We start from the raw sequence: 16958 nt of genomic DNA on the forward strand, positions 1-16958 counted from the left end.
TCTAGGTTTGTTTGGGTAATAAAAAGCAGCTGCTTCGTTGAAGAAGCAGCTGTAATTAGCTATAGGTGCGCGACCGTTCGCGCCCCGCGTTGGCTTTGCCGAAAGGCGCGCACGGCCACGGGAATTTAATTCTTAATGGTAAGAGCGCACCTATAGTCCAATTAGAGTACTTTAATTAATTCCGTAGGCTTTAGTAATCAAAATCTCCACCCATACCAGCACCAGCAGGAGCATTGTCCTTAGGCTCAGGCTTGTCTACCACAATACACTCAGTGGTCAACACCATACCTGCGATGGAAGCGGCATTTTGGAGAGCAGAACGAGTTACCTTAGCTGGGTCAACGATACCAGCTTCAAACATATCTACAAACTCACCATTGGAAGCATTGTAACCAACGTTGAAATCTTTTTCTTTAACTCGCTCAGCGATCACCGCACCATTTTGACCAGCATTCTGGGCAATTCGCTTCAGAGGTGAAGACAAGGCACGAGAAACAATCATAGCACCGGTAAGTTCTTCAGCCTTAAGGTTCTCGTTTGCCCAAGTTTCTAGCTCAGGAGTCAGGTGAGCTAGAGTTGTGCCACCACCAGGGACAATACCTTCTTCTACAGCTGCCTTAGTAGCGTTGATGGCATCTTCCAGACGCAGCTTGCGGTCTTTCATTTCCGTTTCTGTCGCAGCACCCACTTTAATCACTGCGACACCACCAGCCAGCTTAGCTAATCGCTCTTGCAGTTTTTCTTTGTCGTAGGAAGAATCGCTTTCGTCCATCTGACGGCGGATTTGGTCACAACGACCCTTCACTGCATTTTCGTTACCTTCAGCAACGATAGTAGTGTTGTCCTTAGTTATGGTCACACGACGGGATTTACCAAGCATTTCCAGCTTGGCGTTGTCAAGCTTTAGACCTGCATCTTCAGTGATTACTTGTGCACCAGTTAGAGTAGCAATGTCCTCCAGCATAGCCTTACGGCGATCCCCAAAGCCAGGAGCCTTGACAGCTGCCACATTCAAAACACCCCGTAGGCGGTTGACCACCAAGGTTGCCAGGGCTTCTTTCTCAATGTCCTCAGCAATAATCAGCAACGGCTTGCCAGAACGAGCCACTTGCTCAAGTACTGGCACCAGATCTTGTACCAGGGTAATTTTCTTGTCAGTGAGCAGGAGGTGAGGTTCTTCTAGAACTGCTTCCATCCGCTCAGTGTCAGTAGCAAAGTAGGGAGAGATATAGCCTTTGTCAAAGCGCATCCCTTCAGTAATTTCTAGTTCAGTGGTCATAGACTTCCCTTCTTCAAGGGAAATCACGCCCTCTTTGCCCACTTTGTCCATTGCGTCAGCAATCATCTGACCAACGGTCTCATCGTTACCCGCAGAAATAGAACCAACTTGGGCAACGGCTTTAGAGTCTTCTACTGGACGAGCATGTTCAGCAATCTTGTCCACCAGAAACGCAGTAGCTTTATCAATACCCCGCTTCAGGGCGATCGGGTTAGCACCCGCAGCAACGTTGCGCAAGCCTTCTTTGACCACAGCATGAGCTAGTACCGTAGCGGTTGTAGTCCCATCACCAGCAGCATCATTGGTTTTTGAAGCTGCTTGCCGAATCAGAGAAACACCAGTGTTTTCAATGTGGTCTTCCAGTTCAATCTCTTTAGCAATGGTGACACCGTCATTAACAATTTGAGGAGCACCAAACTTCTTCTCTAACACTACGTTGCGACCTTTTGGTCCAAGGGTGACAGCTACAGCTTCAGTCAGAGTGTCCATTCCCTTTTCTAGGGCGCGACGAGCATTTTCGTTGTAAATAATGCGCTTAGCCATAGGTTTTGAATTCAGTTCCTAAGGGTTATTAAGGTTGAACGTGAAAGGTTGAAGGTGAAAGGTTTAAAATTTAAGGGTTCAACTTGTTTGCTGTTTACTCACCTTCAAGGTGTTAGCTGACGACTGCCAAGATGTCTTTCTCTGACAACAAAACGTACTCTTCGTTGCCTAGCTTAATATCGGTACCAGCGTACTTCGAGTAAAGGACCTTGTCCCCTACTTTGACTTCGAGAGCAGCGTGAGAACCATCATCGTTGCGCTTGCCAGGTCCGGTCTGTACAATTTCCCCAACTTGAGGCTTTTCCTTAGCGTTATCGGGTAGTAGAATACCGCCAGCAGTTTTTTCTTCAGCGGGGCTTACCTTAACAAAAACTCGATCCCCTAAGGGCTTAACGGTGGAAACACTCAGAGTTACAGCTGCCATATCAGTTTTTCCTCTCTACTTCATCTGATTCATCTGAGCCGATTTAGCACTCTCAGCTCCTGAGTGCTAATTTACTCAAAATCAGCAGGAGATGGCAATAAATACCTCTGTACGGGTTCCCGAACTCATAGCAGGTTAACAGATGGCGAATGCACAGATGATATAGCTTTGAGTTATTCTCTGTGTATGCGTATGACTATGCTGTAGCTTGTACCTGTTTCATTGAAGGCTTGACCTTAGTCCCAGCAATTGCTGAAAAGAACAGAACTGCAACCAATGGACTGCTGATCACTGATAACTAAAATAAGCAAATAGATATAACAGGTATATTCTTACTCTCTCCCTTTCCACTCATCCTCACACAAAAGCCGTAAAACTCATGCCAGCAGACAAAACGGAGTCTGAAGCTACCCAAGCATCTGATTCTGATAATTCTGAAATTTCTCACACTTCGACTTTCGACGGATCACAGCAAATTACCCTAGCAACTCATGTAAAGAGCTTAGGACTTAATCAAATTCAGCGCCACATTTTCCTGTGTGCTGATCAAACTAAACCCAAATGCTGCTCAAAAGAAATTAGCCTTGAATCCTGGGAATATCTCAAAAAACGCCTTAAAGAACTAAAACTAGACCAGCCCAAGGATGTTCAAGCAAGTTGCATTTTTCGCACCAAGGCTAATTGTCTGCGAGTCTGTACCTCTGGTCCTGTGATGGTAGTTTACCCAGACGGTGTTTGGTATCACAGTGCTACTCCTGAGGTGATTGAACGGATTATTCAAGAGCATATTATTGGCAACCAAGTTTTAGAGGACTATGCTTTTTTAGTTCATCCTTTGCCAGAAACTATTCCAACATCTGTTTCAGACTAACAGGCAATGGAAGCAGATCGTCCGCAACCCCAACCAGGTTAACATCTAGCGTGGTCATGAACCCCACCTTTGCGACACAACGGGTTCTAAAATCTACTGACTTGGCCAGTCTAGGGTTCCGGGGGCAAAGTTTAAGTTCCGTATGAACCCTACCAACCCTAATTATGGTGAGGTAGGATTATTGGTTGGAGAGTTATAGCAGCTTGGTAACTTCCAAGCATTAGAAAAGGCAAGAGGTACTACCACTATTTACGAAAATTAAGCAAGCAAATTCTAACAAACGTTACAGTTATGAAGGACAATGCTGTAAGAGAGCAAAAAAAACTGCTGCTGATTGATGATGACCCCAACCTGATATTACTAGTCAAGGACTACCTCGAGTTTCGGGGATACCAAGTGATTACTGCTGAACATGGAAAAGAAGCTCTGGACATTTTAGAGCAGGATATTCCTGATATGATTATCTGTGACGTAATGATGCCAGAGATGGACGGCTATACCCTGGTAGAAAAGGTCAGAGATGATTCTCGCACCAGCTGGATTCCCATACTATTTCTCTCAGCCAAGGGTCAAAGCCAAGATCGAGTAAAGGGACTCAATAAGGGTGCGGATGTTTATATGGTGAAGCCTTTTGAGCCAGAAGAACTGGTAGCACAGGTGGAATCCTCCCTCAAGCAAGCTTCTCGTCTAATCCTTCATTCAGGTTCTGGCCCAGACAGCACACCCAAAATTAAGGTTCCTTACGATGTTGAGTTGACTCCTACTGAGCTAAAGGTTGTCCAGTTTGTGGCAAGAGGTATGGCAAATCGGGAAATAGCTGAGAAACTGAATGTTTCTCAGCGTACCATAGAAAGTCATGTATCGAACATGCTAGGGAAAACTGGTCTCCATAACCGTACTGAATTAGCTCGTTGGGCAATTGAAAATAGTATGGCATAACGCTCCGTACGCTGATTGGTAAATCCTAGAAAGCCAACCTTGACCATTCACTAATCACACAAGGACTAAGCTCGTGAGCCCAGAAACTATTGTTAACAATCCCTCGCCACCGGCAGAGTCAGCTCCGGCTGGGGGGGCACCTTATGACCTAACTGCATTCGATGCTAGGGTCATGAAAACCTATGGACGCTTTCCTATTGCCTTAGAGTGGGGTGCCGGTTGCCATGTCTGGGATACTTCTGGGCGAGACTATCTTGACTTTGTGGCAGGGATTGCTACCTGTACCTTAGGTCATGCTCACCCAGTTGTGGTAGAAACGGTAATTAAGCAAATCCAAAAGCTAAACCATGTTTCCAATCTCTACTACATTCCAGAGCAAGGGGCATTAGCGAAGTGGCTCATTGACCATTCTTGTGCAGAACGAGTATTTTTCTGTAACTCGGGAGCGGAGGCTAATGAAGCTGCTATCAAACTGGCACGGAAATATGGCCACACTGTGCTCGATATTGAACAACCAGTGATTTTGACCGCTAACGCCAGTTTCCATGGGCGCACCTTAGCAACAATCACGGCTACTGGTCAGCCTAAGTACCAAAAAAACTTTGACCCCTTGGTACCTGGGTTCGAGTACGTACCCTATAACGATATTCAGGCATTGGAAAATGCGATCGCAGATATTGATGAGGGAAATCGGCGGGTAGCAGCAGTGATGCTCGAACCATTGCAGGGAGAAGGGGGTGTTCGCCCAGGAGACCTAGACTACTTCCAGCAAGTTAGAAAGATCTGTAATGAAACTGGCATTCTACTGATTCTAGATGAAGTTCAGGTGGGTATGGGTCGCACTGGTAAATACTGGGGCTATCAAAATCTGGGAATAGAGCCAGATATCTTCACCAGTGCTAAGGGATTGGCTGGTGGCATTCCCATTGGAGCGATGATGTCTAAGAAATTCTGTGATATCTTCCAACCGGGAGAGCACGCTAGCACCTTTGGTGGTAATCCCTTTGTCTGTGCAGTTGCCCTATCTGTAGGAAAAACCTTGGAACAGGAGAATATTTTGCAAAATGTTCAGGTGCGGGGTGAACAGCTGCGCACCAGACTCTCAGCGATCGCTGATAAATATCCCGAAGTGATTGAAGAAGTGCGAGGCTGGGGTTTAATTAATGGGCTTGAACTGAAATCAAATATTGATCTAACTTCAATCGATGTAGTTAAAGCTGTGATGGAACGGGGTTTGTTGTTGGTACCAGCAGGACCAAAGGTAGTTCGCTTTGTTCCACCCCTAATTGTCTCAGCCGAGGAAGTTGACCAAGCGGCTCTTATCGTAGAGCAAGCCTTACAAGCTTTAGCTTAACCGTCAACCCTCAACCGTCAAGTATCAACAATCTCGATAATCTTGACGTTAACTTGACCCTCACCTAACTGAATTTGTAGTTCTTCTCCAGAAGCCAAATTCTCTGTAGACGAAGCAATAGTTCCCCCTGCGGTGCGCACTAGTGCATAGCCTCGTTGTAGGACTTTTTGAGGGTCAAGGCTATTGAGCTTTTCCCTGAGAAGTTGATAGTGCTGGTACCCTTGGCTCAGACGCTTTGATGTCACTTGTAACAATCGCTGATGCTGGAATTCAATCGCATTTTGTTCCTGGTGTAGTTGTTGGTCTAGAGCTAGGTGTCGCAATCGTGTTCGTAGATGGTGCAGTTTATGGCAAGATGCCTCTGTGATTTGAGTCACCGCTTGATAAAGGGTCGTCCGCCGCTGTTGATGTTCAGCATAAAGGGTGATCAGTTCTGGTACAGCTTTTTCCGCTGCTGCTGTCGGGGTGTGAGTACTGTGGTCAGCTACTAAGTCAGCTAAGGATTCATCCCGTTGATGACCAATACCGGTGATCACTGGTATTGAGCATTGAGCAATTGCTCGCACCACCCGTTCATCATTGAAACAAGCTAAATCTTCTGATGCTCCACCCCCCCGAGCTAAGATCAGCAGTTTGGCTCTGCCATCCCGCTCGACTCGATCAATAGCGTTAACTATTGATGCGATCGCAAGTTCCCCCTGAACCTGAGCCGGTGAAAACAAGACTCGTAAACCAGGATACCGTTGCTGTAGTGTACGTTTAATATCTCCCCAAGCAGCCGCTTGGGGAGAGGTAACCACAGCAATAGTTTCAGGATGAATCGGCAGGGGGCGCTTTCGTTGTGGGTCAAATAATCCTTCTGCTTCAAATCGTTGGCGTAATTGGCGTGAGCGCAAGGCTTGCAACCCCTCACCCGCCGGTAAGGCTTGCCAGACATTCAGCTGATACTGTCCCCGCTGAGGATAAACTCGGAGGCTGCCCAAAATAATCAACTGTTCTCCTACTGCTGGTAGCTGCACCAGCTTGCTTAACTGGCTCCTCCAGGCTACACACTGTATAGTAGCCTTGGCATCTGGGTCTTGGAGGGTAAAAAACATCCCTTTTGGATGGTGGTTGCTACTAGAAACTTCTCCAATCACCCAAACTCTATGGAGTTGGTTATCTTCCTCTAACAACTCTTGGATATAGTCGGTTAACCCAGCAACCGACACAATTGCTTCTGAGAATAGGGAATTAATTGTAGATGAGTTCATTGTATCGGTAATCGTTAATAAATTAATAATTTTTCATATCATGCTCTTGATTGTTTCCTAGTGACTGATCAAGGCTTTTGCTGATTCTATATAATCAATTTTAGTTAAATCCTGAACAAAAGTATTTCCTAGTGGGTAGCCCATGCCAAGATTCATACCCATAGCAACAGGTGCGCGCCCGTTCGCGCCCCGCGTCTCCTACGGAGAACGGAAAGCGAAGCTATCAGAAAATTTCACTAGTTCCTTTCAGATAATTTCTTTACAAATAAGTACTTTTGTACTATACTTTACCCAAGTACTGATCCTCCTCAGCATTCCTACCCAGCTTAACCAAGCAGTTTTGCACAGAGGAGTAACTTAGTTAAAAATTCGCGGTACAACGCGATACTATAAGTATGTTGTTAACTGTAGTTCGGGGACTAAGTAGCTTAAACCAATAGTGTGCCAGACTTATGCAAAGAGCCTTCAAGACCCAATTAAAACTGAATAACAGACAAAAAACCTTGATGGCTCAACACGCCGGCTATTCAAGATGGGTTTGGAATTGGGCTTTAAATATATGGAACGAAGCTTATCAAGCCGGTTTAAAACCTTCCGCTAACAAGCTTAAAAAGTTCTACACCAATCATGTGAAGCCTCAATATACCTGGCAAGCTACCTTAAGTTCTAGGGTTTATCAATTCGTCTTCATGCACTTAGGAGAAGCATTCAATCGCTTTTTCAAAGGTACGGCTCAACATCCGAAATTCAAGAAAAAAGGTAGAAATGATAGCTTTACCCTGGATAACTGTGGGAAGGTGATGGAGTTTTCAGGAACTCGATTAAAACTCCCCTTTATTGGATGGGTTAGCACCTATGAACCTCTACCCGAAATCCAGACTAAGCGAGTCACAATCAGTCGAGTAGCTAATTCTTGGTATATCTCTGTAGCCTACGAATTTGAGTCGGAATCTACCCCAAAGTCTAGAGAATATCTGGGTGTTGATGTGGGAGTTAAAGTTTTAGCTACCTGTTCGGATGGGACTGTATTTCATAATCCCAGAGCATACAAGCAAGCTCAAAATAAACTAGCCCGACTTCAAAGAGAACTATCTAGAAGACAGATAGGTTCTAACAACAGAAATAAGACTCAGCTGAAATTAGCGAAAGTTCATCAACGCATCGCTAACATCCGGAAAGATGCAATCCATAAATTAACCTCTTGGCTTTGCAAGAACCACGCAGTCATTGGGTTAGAAAATTTGAATGTTTCCGGTCTGTTGAAAAACCACAAAGCACGCAGGTGCTATAGCCGATGCCGCTCTTTATGAAATTCGTCGCCAGGTCGAATATAAGTCGGAGTGGTACGGCTGCCAACTGGTTTTTGCGGATAGGTTCTATCCATCCACTAAAACCTGTTCAAGCTGTGGTCATGTTCAAGAAATGCCACTCAAAGAACGAGTTTTTAATTGTGAGGCTTGCGATTACACCGCTGATCGTGATCTGAACGCAAGCCTTAATTTAGAACGTTATGCCGAGGGCTTCTCGGTTTAAGCCTGTGGAATAGGAAGTGCCGACACCCTATGAAACCCAGATAATCTGGAGGAAGCAGGAAGGGAACTTTAACACGGTTTCTACCGAGTTATATCAGTTTCTCATAGCAGCTCAAGGAGCTTAAACAGTTAAAATGGATCATTAATTATAGTCTATAATTCCTTGAGCAACATCCCCTTTCAATCCCCCATGTTTCTTTAGGGGGAGAATTAAAACTACAAAACCCGTCCCGATACAGTAAATTTTTTGAGGCATCCATGGCTACCCCAATCACAAACAGTCCCGAAAAAGAAAAAGCTCTGAACCTGGTACTAAAACAAATTGAGCGTAGTTTTGGTAAGGGTGCCATCATGCGCTTGGGTGATGCCACCCGCATGAAAGTGGAAACAATTCGGAGTGGGGCAATTACCCTAGATTTAGCCTTGGGGGGTGGTCTGCCGAAAGGTCGCATTATTGAAATCTATGGTCCAGAAAGCTCTGGTAAGACAACCCTAGCGTTGCATGCTGTCTCAGAAGTCCAAAAATCTGGGGGAGTTGCAGCGTTTGTTGATGCAGAACATGCTCTTGATCCCACCTACTCTGCAGCTTTGGGGGTTGACATCGAAAACCTTTTAGTATCTCAACCTGACACAGGGGAATCAGCCCTAGAAATTGTGGATCAACTGGTTCGTTCTGCGGCAGTGGATATCGTTGTGATTGACTCCGTAGCTGCTTTGGTACCCCGTGCAGAAATTGAAGGGGAAATGGGTGACAACCAAGTTGGGTTACAGGCGCGGTTGATGAGTAAAGCGCTGCGAAAAATTGCTGGTAACATTGGTAAGTCTGGGTGTACTGTTATTTTCCTCAATCAGCTACGACAAAAAATCGGCATCACCTATGGTAGCCCAGAGGTGACTACGGGTGGTAATGCACTTAAGTTCTATGCTTCAGTTCGCCTGGATATTCGTCGCATTCAAACCCTGAAAAAATCTAACGAGGGGGAATATGGGATTCGTGCCAAAGTCAAAGTTGCCAAAAATAAAGTTGCCCCTCCTTTCCGCATTGCAGAGTTTGACATTATTTTTGGCCAAGGGATTTCCCGCTTAGGGTGTCTGGTGGATTTAGCAGAACAAACCAAAGTCATTCTGCGCAAGGGAGCCTGGTATAGCCACAATGGGGACAATATTGCTCAAGGTCGGGATAATACAGTTAAGTATTTAGTTGAACATCCCGAGTTTGCTGAGAATATTGAGCAGCAAGTACGTCAGGCTCTCGACATGGGAGCAGTAGTTTCCGCTAACTCAGTAGCTCCTATGGATAGCAAGGACGGGGATAGCATCGAAGCAGGAGATGAGGAGGCTTAATTTATTAGTTATCAGCTATCAGCAATCAGTTATCAGCTATCAGCTATCAGCTATCAGCTATCAGCTTTTGAATAAGCGATGCAGCCCGCGCTGCCGTGGTTCCTCCCACTTGCTATTGCATAAAGACAACAGGTAAGGATTGGTTTAATCTGAGTGAAGTCACAGGCTGGAAGCCTGTGCCACAAAGCTCACGGCTGACCGCTGACCACTGACCGCTGATAGCTTAATGCTTACAACTCACTTTTCTTCAGTGTACTTTCTAATTAAAAAGCGGTCTAGAATTTCTAACTGCTGAGCCGGAGTGAGTTCATCAGAGGAGGTTGCTCCTTCAAGCTCTTGCATTTCTTGTGCAGAGTCTTCTGAGGCAAATACGTCTGTTTCTTGCGGCTCTAGAAATGGGTTAGTATCTCGGCTGATCTGATCTTGAGATAAGGATGAGGCAATTGTTGCTTGAACACTGCTTAAGTTGTTTTCTGCTGCTAAAGCTTCGATTTGGGCTAGGATATCTGAGCTAATGTTGTCTACAGTCTTAGTCTGTTTGCAAAAGAAAAAACTAAAACTAATGCTAGCAAGTTGAACATACTCCCCATCCTGGAGCAGATGAGGTCCTTTGACTCGTTTTCCATTGATAAAAGAACCATTAGTGCTCTTCAGGTCAATTAAGTAAAATCCCTGCTTCTGAATGTGCTGAATAGCAGCATGATCTCTAGACAAACGCTTCTCGGGGAGCTGTATTGCTGACTGGCGTCCCCGACCGATTGTCCAAATTCCTTGAGGCTGGAGCAGGGTTTGACTTTTACCATTCACTAGGTTAGTCAGCAAATAGGCTTGTTGACCCTGAATGACACCAGCTACATATCGTGTTTCAAACAAGCCAATAGGATGGTTAGTTTTTTCCAGCTAAAGATTTTTTGTCTAGTAGAGTGTATTGATACTTTTCGGTAAAATCTAGACGAGCCTAAACATTTACTTCAAACCTAATCCAAGCCGTTAGATAGGCTATGATCACCATGGCTTGCATGGCTTCCATAATTTTCTTATCCTACTATTATACCCTGAGATTCCTCTGTGGATCCAAGGAGTGTCAAGGTTTTCCTACTATAATTTTCCTTCTGCCTTATTTTCCAGGCGAAATAGCCAAACCATCAACATAACTACACCAATTTGCAGAGCCAAGTTAGGCATGGCCGTAGCTACAGATTTCCCAGCAGCTAACTGGGCTAAAAAAACCATTGCACCGATAAAACCAGAGGCACCGAAGGCAATATAGATAAACTTTCTTAAGCCTCGGTAGGGATGTTGGGCTTCTGCTTTTAGCCTGGCATACTTCTCTGGATTAATTTTTTGCCGAGAGACTTTGGGATTGGGGTCAGGATTTTTTGAGTTCGAGTTTGTCATTAATGTTTTACCCTAACTTAGCTGACTGATTTGCTATTGCTATAGTAATATTTGCTATATTAATAAACTGGTGCCGATGTAGCTCAGTGGTAGAGCATTCGATTCGTAATCGGACGGTCGGCGGTTCAAATCCGCTCATCGGCTTTGGGTAAGCATTCAGTTATCAGTTATCAGCTATCAGTTATCAGCTATCAGCGTGTCGCGTATCAGCGTGTCGCGTATCAGCGTGTCGCGTATCAGCTATCAGCTAAAGGCCTTTGGCCACCCTACTTGAGGTTCTATCAGCTATCAGTCCCAGCGTCGAAGCCTGTGCTACGTAGGCTAATGTTCGCGCAGCCTTTCCGTAGCGCAATCGGTGCTTTTGAATAAAATAAGCTGACGGCTGTTCCCGTAGCGTGAGCTAAAAGCTCACGGCTGACGGCTGACCACTGACCACTGACCACTGACCACTGACCACTGACCACTGACTGCTTACCCAGCTTTTATCCCACTTTTCAGGATATTAAACGTTAAATGGGAGCCACCTTTAGGTATGATCTTAAAAAAGTATGAAGTTAGTCGTGTCAAAAGCTCCGATGGTGAAAGTTCTAGGGTTGGTAACCTAGAACTTTCACCATCGGAGCCATGTCTCACGTAGTGCTTCATCTTCCGTATTTCATATCTTCTTGGGAGAACTCAACATGGTAACCCTCAAAATCGTTGTTTATGTAGTCGTTAGCTTCTTTATTGGCTTATTTGTCTTTGGATTCTTGTCAAACGACCCATCTCGTAACCCCAAGCGGAAGGATTTCGAGTAAATAGCGACCGCTCAACTAGAGATAGCCACAGCTCTTTAACAAGGGACTATCCACACAAAACCACCCTATTCGAATAGGGTGGTTTTGTATTTGTGCTTAATTAATAGTAATATGGGCTGTCTTTGTCGATAACCCAATTGGAACTACAATCTTGGGGATTGAGTCAAGGATTGTTGGTCTGAATACTAAAACACCAGCCAATTAGTGAAACATGCCCCAGCCAGTTCAGCCGCCGGTCGTACCCGCAATTATTCAAACTGTTAAACTTTCCCAGACCACTAGCGACCTAGATAAATTATCTCAAAGAATAACTGTTTCGGCACCGTACCAAACACAGCAAAACCAGGCACTGCTCAAACCGTACCCGACAGGAGAGCTCAAGGTTGAGGCTTTACCAATATTAGGCACAGACAAAAGCGCTGCTAGCTTAGGTCTACCTATTTCCCGAGCAGTTGGCCAGACCTTGCTAAGGATAACAAACAGCCAAGACAATTGGCAACTAGGGCAAGGAAAACAGTGGCAACAATCTCTTCTAAAACCAGCAATAGAGCAACCACTCCATCCTGATTTAACCTCCTTACTCAAGAGTCCAACTCCAGAAGCACGATCAATCTCGGTTACTTCTGAGACAGGGGTTGCTGATTCTGGGTATGATTCGGCCTCCCTAGCCCCCCAGCGAGCAATCCCTCGCTGGGGGGAACAAAACCTTCCAAGTCCCCCCGAGGGAGGGATTGCTCGCTCGGGGGATTTAGGGGGCTTTCCCAAAACTACGCGATCGCCCATTCATACTTCAATTCAGCTTAAACCTGAGCTAACACCTGAGCCTGGGAATCAAGAAAGATTCTTCGCTGTTAACTCTTACCCCAAACCATGTTCTACTCTCGAAACTTTACCCAGGCCAGATGACCCCTTAAGCATCAGTCCAAATTGCCCTTTGCCATTGCCTAGGAGCAAGCGTATTATAGCTCAAGAGCGGGGGGGAGAGACTAGAGAGTTTGAGTTAATCATCCCTGAACAATCTAACCCACCTTCCCTAGACGAGACTACACCACAATCAGACCAAGACTTGTCTCAACCCCAATCTGGTTCCGAGTTAGATTCCGAGGTTACTGCTCCCACAAGTACCTTCGATACTAATGAGCCAGACATACTTGAACTGACTTCAGACCGTCAGGAGTATGACCAAACCAGACAAGTGATTACAGCGGTGGGCAATGTTACCTTGCGGTTTCAAGATGCCTTACTAGAAGCTGACCGTTTGCAAGTAAACTTGCCTACTCGGATTGTGGTTGCGGATGGGAATGTGGCTCTGACCCGTGGTAACCAGGTGCTAGAGGGAGAGCGCTTTGAGTATTATTTTGTTCAAGATACTGGTGTGGTTTTGAAGGCTAGGGGAGAATTTGTCAGAGCAAGTTCAGATTCTGGGCCACCCCCCCCAACTCAACCGGTCAGTCGCCGAATTATTAATAGCCAGCCCTTAACTGGAATTAGTAATCCCGGAGCCTTTGCCATTGAGTTTGGTGCTCGGGTTATTCCCAATGCTGAAACTGGGACAAGCACAACAACCTTAGAATCCCCTGACATAGAAGGGACTATCAATCGATTCCGCTATGAAGCAGACCGGGTGGAGTTTGACGGGTTAGAAGGAGTTGCTACTAATGTCAGAATTACCAACGACCCCTTTTCTCCACCAGAGTTGGAGTGGCGCACCAAGAATGCTCGATTTCGGCGGATTTCCCCAGAAGTAGACGAAGTAGTTGCCAAGAACCCTCGACTTGTGTTTGATCAAGGGTTTTCCTTGCCTACATTTCGTGAACGGTTTGTGATTGACCGCCGTGAGCGGCAACCGAGTTTATTGGATTTTGGGTATGATGATGACGACCGGGGTGGTGTGTTTATTCAGCGTGGCTTCAAGGTACTGGACACTCCCTCGGTCAGGTTTAGTCTAACACCACAGTTCTTTCTTCAAAAAGCTATTCTTGGAGACAATGATGAAGATGAGAACAATGATCCAGAAGGTGGTGGCGTAATTGATCCCGCTAACTTTGGTTTGCTTGTTGACCTTGATGGTTCCTTAGGGCCACGTACTACACTAATAGGTTCCGCAGAACTCACTAGTCTGGATCCTGATGATCTAGAAAACGAATCTCGGGGAAGTTTGCGGCTCCGACAAACTATTGGCACCACTTATCCTCATCGCTTAACTTTGGAATCCAGCTACCGCGATCGCCTTTTCAATGGGTCTTTGGGTTTCCAAACCGTTCAGAGTAGTATTGGGGGTATATTTGAATCACCGACAATTCCCATCGGGCAAACAGGCTTGACCATTCGATATCAAGCTGGCGTTCAGCGTATTAACGCTAACACAGATCGAGTAGACTTGCTACCTCTGCCACCTCGGGATAACAATCGGATTAATTTGACCCGTTATCAAGGGAGTGCAACCTTAACTTGGACACAACCCCTTTGGCAAGGTAAAATCTTGCCAGCAACTGCTGAAGAAGGTATGCGCTATACACCAGCACCACTGCTTCCCAATATTCAACTGAATTCATCCATTACGGGTGTTGCTAGTGCCTATAGTAACGGTGATTCTCAAGAGTTTCTCCGTGGGAACATTGGCTTAACTGGGCAATTCGGTCATTTTTCTAAACCGTTTCTGGACTATACGGGTTTTAATATCAGCTATAGTCAGGTAGCTTTAGGAAATACATCACCATTTTTATTCGACCGAGTTGCAGATACTCGTATTCTTAATGCTGGTATTACCCAACAACTCTATGGTCCCTTTCGAGTGGGTTTTCAGACTTCCCTAAATTTAGATACTAATCAGGAAATTAGTACTGATTTCTTTTTAGAGTATTCTCGTCGAAGCTACAATATTTTATTGCGCTATAATCCAGTTCAACAACGGGGTTTAGTTGGTTTACGAATTAATGATTTTAATTGGACAGGTGCAACGGAGCCTTTTGATACGTTTAGCAATAGCTGGGAGGATGATTAGGGAGTAGGGAGTTGGGTGTAGGGTGTAGGGTGTAGGGTGAAGAAAATTGAATGGCTCTGATAATTATCAGAAACGTTAAAATTATTTGTGTGGAAATATAAACCCTACCAAATTAATATCGTGGATAGGTTGGGCATCTCCAATGAAGGCTAATAAGCATCGGTCAGTCTGTGGGAAATTCAAGCAGCGGTTAAATAACGCAGTTAAACGCTGGTTTAATTCCCCTAAAATTCGTCATAGCAGCACCACACAAGCCATACATCTTACGCTTGGAGAGCCTTATGCTCCCTACAAACCTCCCTCAACTACTCAGCGACCTAACCACAGCAACGTTGTAAGTACTATTACCTGGCTCCCTGGTTATCGGCTACAAAAGGGTAAGTACACCATCGAAAAAAAACTAGGACAAGGTGGGCTGGGTATTACCTATTTAGCCCGAACTAAAACAGGCGATCGCATTGTTATCAAAACTATCCTTAATCATGTACTCCGCCAAGATAATTTATTAGAATTTTGGAAAATATTCGCCAATGAAGCGATAAAGTTAGCCCAATGTAGCTGTGGAAATCCTCATCTAGTCCGTTTATATGAAGAAATCATCCGAGAAGGTGAACTTCCCTGCCTAATCATGGAATACATCGAGGGGGAAACCTTGTCGGATCTGGTGAAACGGCAGGGTGTGCTTTCGGAAGAGAAAGCCTTGCTCTACATCCAGCAAATTGGTAGCGCCCTCTGGGACATTCATCAGCAAGGGTTGCTCCATAGAGATGTTAAACCTAATAACATCATGGTGGGTCAGGATGGTTCTGGTGCCGTGTTGATTGATTTGGGTATTGCCACTAAGTTTGTCCCTGGGGTTACACAAACTCATCTTTGTGCTGTGACTCCAGGTTATTCTCCTCTGGAACAATATCAGTGGCGAGCGCAACTCGGTCCCTACACCGATGTTTATGCTTTGGCCGCTACCTTGTATGTTCTCTTAACTGGAAATGAACCAGTACCAGCTGATGAGCGGGCTGAGGGAGCTGTATTACCACCACCAAACCATCTTAATCCCCAGATTAGCGATCGCACAAGTCAATCCATTCTCAATGCCATGAATTTGGTGGCTAGCGATCGCCCTCAGTCTATACCAGAATTTTTAACATTACTCGGTATTGAATTACCAAATAATATTAGTAACTATAATAGCACAAATAGCACCAATAATCAACCACAAATAACCGCTAAATTTAGAGACTGTTATATAGAACGTCCCCAAGATGCTGAGTGTTATCAAAAGATTTTACAACCAGGGGCGCTAATTCGGATTAAAGCACCGAAGCTGATGGGAAAAACCTTACTCAGTAATCGCATTCTTGATTATGCTAAGTCTCAGAGTTATGGCACCGTTTATTTAAATCTGAATCAGTTACCTTGCCATGACTTGGATGTATTTTTACAGTCGTTTTGCGTGCGGGTTGGTGACAACTTAGGCTTATCAGACCAGTTGGATAAGTATTGGAGTAAACGATTATATAGTAAGGTAAATTGTCAACGATATTTTGAGCAGTATCTGTTAGCGTCTTTATCCAGTCCTGTAGTTTTGTGTTTGGATGAAGTTGATCGCGTGTTTCCTTATCCAGAAGTAGCTGGGGAATTTCTAGGGTTGCTGCGCACGTGGCATGAGGATTCCAAAAATAATCAACTTTGGAAAAACCTGCGGTTGATTGTCGTTTATTCTACCGAAGTTTATATTGAATTGGATATCAATCAGTCTCCTTTTAATGTGGGAGAAGCAGTAGAGTTATCGGACTTGGATTTAAACAACATTCAGAGTTTAGCTCATCTCTATGGGCTAGATTTATCCATTGATTCAGGGCAACAATTAAGGGAAATGGTAGGAGGACATCCTTATTTGTTGACGCTGGCTTTCTCTACTCTTAGCAAAAATACCAACATGACTATGGAGCATCTTTTAGAAACCGCTCCGACAGAATCAGGAATTTATCGCCATCATTTGCGAGAACTTTTGAATAATCTCATTCTTCATCCCAATTTACTAAACCCTTTCAAAAAGTTACTGACGACTACTAAAGCTGTGCGCCTGGATTATAAGGAAACGTATCTGTTAGAAAGTCTGGGATTAGTCAGAGCAATCGGTAATGATTGTATTCCTCGATATAATTTGTATCGTGAATATTTTAGTAACAGGATTTTATAGTTAGGGAGCAGTCAGCG

At 44.8% G+C, this 16958-nt stretch carries 13 protein-coding genes, 1 tRNA gene and 1 pseudogene; 9 read left to right on the top strand and 6 right to left on the bottom strand.

Annotated elements, in window-relative coordinates; genetic code table 11:
- Positions 1 to 190: 190 nt before the first annotated feature.
- Together groL and groES are read right to left on the bottom strand one after the other, a co-directional pair.
- The gene (groL, locus tag BJP37_RS17555; RefSeq protein ID WP_075900667.1) at positions 191 to 1822 is read right to left on the bottom strand and encodes a chaperonin GroEL; all 1632 of its coding nucleotides are present in this window, start codon (positions 1820 to 1822) and stop codon (positions 191 to 193) included.
- A gap of 112 nt (positions 1823 to 1934) precedes the next feature.
- Entirely contained in the window at positions 1935 to 2246 is a 312-nt protein-coding gene (groES, locus tag BJP37_RS17560; protein WP_075900669.1) for a co-chaperone GroES, read from the bottom strand.
- Between the two features lie 379 nt (positions 2247 to 2625).
- Between groES and BJP37_RS17565 the strand changes: the two genes are divergently transcribed.
- The 3 genes from BJP37_RS17565 (at position 2626) to BJP37_RS17575 (ending at position 5410) form a co-directional block, all read left to right on the top strand.
- Entirely contained in the window at positions 2626 to 3117 is a 492-nt protein-coding gene (locus tag BJP37_RS17565; RefSeq protein WP_143727659.1) for a (2Fe-2S) ferredoxin domain-containing protein, read from the top strand.
- A 291-nt stretch (positions 3118 to 3408) separates the two neighbouring features.
- Positions 3409 to 4056, top strand: coding sequence for a response regulator transcription factor (locus BJP37_RS17570; protein WP_070393620.1), 648 nt, complete (start codon positions 3409 to 3411; stop codon positions 4054 to 4056).
- A gap of 73 nt (positions 4057 to 4129) precedes the next feature.
- Positions 4130 to 5410, top strand: coding sequence for an aspartate aminotransferase family protein (locus tag BJP37_RS17575; RefSeq protein ID WP_075900671.1), 1281 nt, complete (start codon positions 4130 to 4132; stop codon positions 5408 to 5410).
- A gap of 17 nt (positions 5411 to 5427) precedes the next feature.
- Here the strand turns inward: BJP37_RS17575 and xseA are convergent, their stop codons facing one another.
- Positions 5428 to 6663, bottom strand: a complete 1236-nt coding sequence (xseA, locus tag BJP37_RS17580; protein ID WP_075900673.1) for an exodeoxyribonuclease VII large subunit — start codon at positions 6661 to 6663, stop codon at positions 5428 to 5430.
- A gap of 452 nt (positions 6664 to 7115) precedes the next feature.
- On the opposite strand from xseA, the pseudogene BJP37_RS17585 reads away from it, so the two are divergent.
- Both BJP37_RS17585 and recA read left to right on the top strand, forming a co-directional pair.
- A pseudogene (locus BJP37_RS17585) lies at positions 7116 to 8196 on the top strand (RNA-guided endonuclease InsQ/TnpB family protein).
- A 257-nt stretch (positions 8197 to 8453) separates the two neighbouring features.
- Complete coding sequence (recA, locus tag BJP37_RS17590; protein WP_075900675.1) at positions 8454 to 9539, top strand: recombinase RecA; 1086 nt, start codon at positions 8454 to 8456, stop codon at positions 9537 to 9539.
- Between the two features lie 237 nt (positions 9540 to 9776).
- Here the strand turns inward: recA and BJP37_RS17595 are convergent, their stop codons facing one another.
- On the bottom strand, positions 9777 to 10412 hold the full coding sequence (locus tag BJP37_RS17595) for an FHA domain-containing protein (protein ID WP_075900677.1): 636 nt from the start codon (positions 10410 to 10412) through the stop codon (positions 9777 to 9779).
- A gap of 225 nt (positions 10413 to 10637) precedes the next feature.
- On the bottom strand, positions 10638 to 10937 hold the full coding sequence (locus BJP37_RS17600) for a DUF3493 domain-containing protein (RefSeq protein WP_075900679.1): 300 nt from the start codon (positions 10935 to 10937) through the stop codon (positions 10638 to 10640).
- A 72-nt stretch (positions 10938 to 11009) separates the two neighbouring features.
- On the opposite strand from BJP37_RS17600, the gene BJP37_RS17605 reads away from it, so the two are divergent.
- Positions 11010 to 11081: transfer RNA gene (locus BJP37_RS17605), tRNA-Thr, on the top strand.
- Between the two features lie 137 nt (positions 11082 to 11218).
- Here BJP37_RS17605 and BJP37_RS39435 read toward each other — a convergent pair.
- On the bottom strand, positions 11219 to 11401 hold the full coding sequence (locus tag BJP37_RS39435; RefSeq protein ID WP_158069638.1) for a hypothetical protein: 183 nt from the start codon (positions 11399 to 11401) through the stop codon (positions 11219 to 11221).
- A gap of 216 nt (positions 11402 to 11617) precedes the next feature.
- Between BJP37_RS39435 and BJP37_RS17610 the strand changes: the two genes are divergently transcribed.
- From BJP37_RS17610 to BJP37_RS17620, 3 genes are all read left to right on the top strand, one after another.
- Positions 11618 to 11734 (top strand): photosystem II reaction center protein I, encoded by a 117-nt coding sequence (locus tag BJP37_RS17610; protein ID WP_075900681.1) that lies wholly within the window; start codon positions 11618 to 11620, stop codon positions 11732 to 11734.
- A gap of 211 nt (positions 11735 to 11945) precedes the next feature.
- Positions 11946 to 14738, top strand: coding sequence for a DUF3769 domain-containing protein (locus BJP37_RS17615; RefSeq protein WP_075900683.1), 2793 nt, complete (start codon positions 11946 to 11948; stop codon positions 14736 to 14738).
- 142 nt (positions 14739 to 14880) lie between these two features.
- On the top strand, positions 14881 to 16941 hold the full coding sequence (locus tag BJP37_RS17620) for an AAA-like domain-containing protein (RefSeq protein WP_075900685.1): 2061 nt from the start codon (positions 14881 to 14883) through the stop codon (positions 16939 to 16941).
- Positions 16942 to 16958: the final 17 nt, after the last annotated feature.

The sequence above is a fragment of the Moorena bouillonii PNG genome (assembly GCF_001942495.1).
GTDB classification, from domain to species: Bacteria; Cyanobacteriota; Cyanobacteriia; order Cyanobacteriales; family Coleofasciculaceae; genus Moorena; species Moorena bouillonii.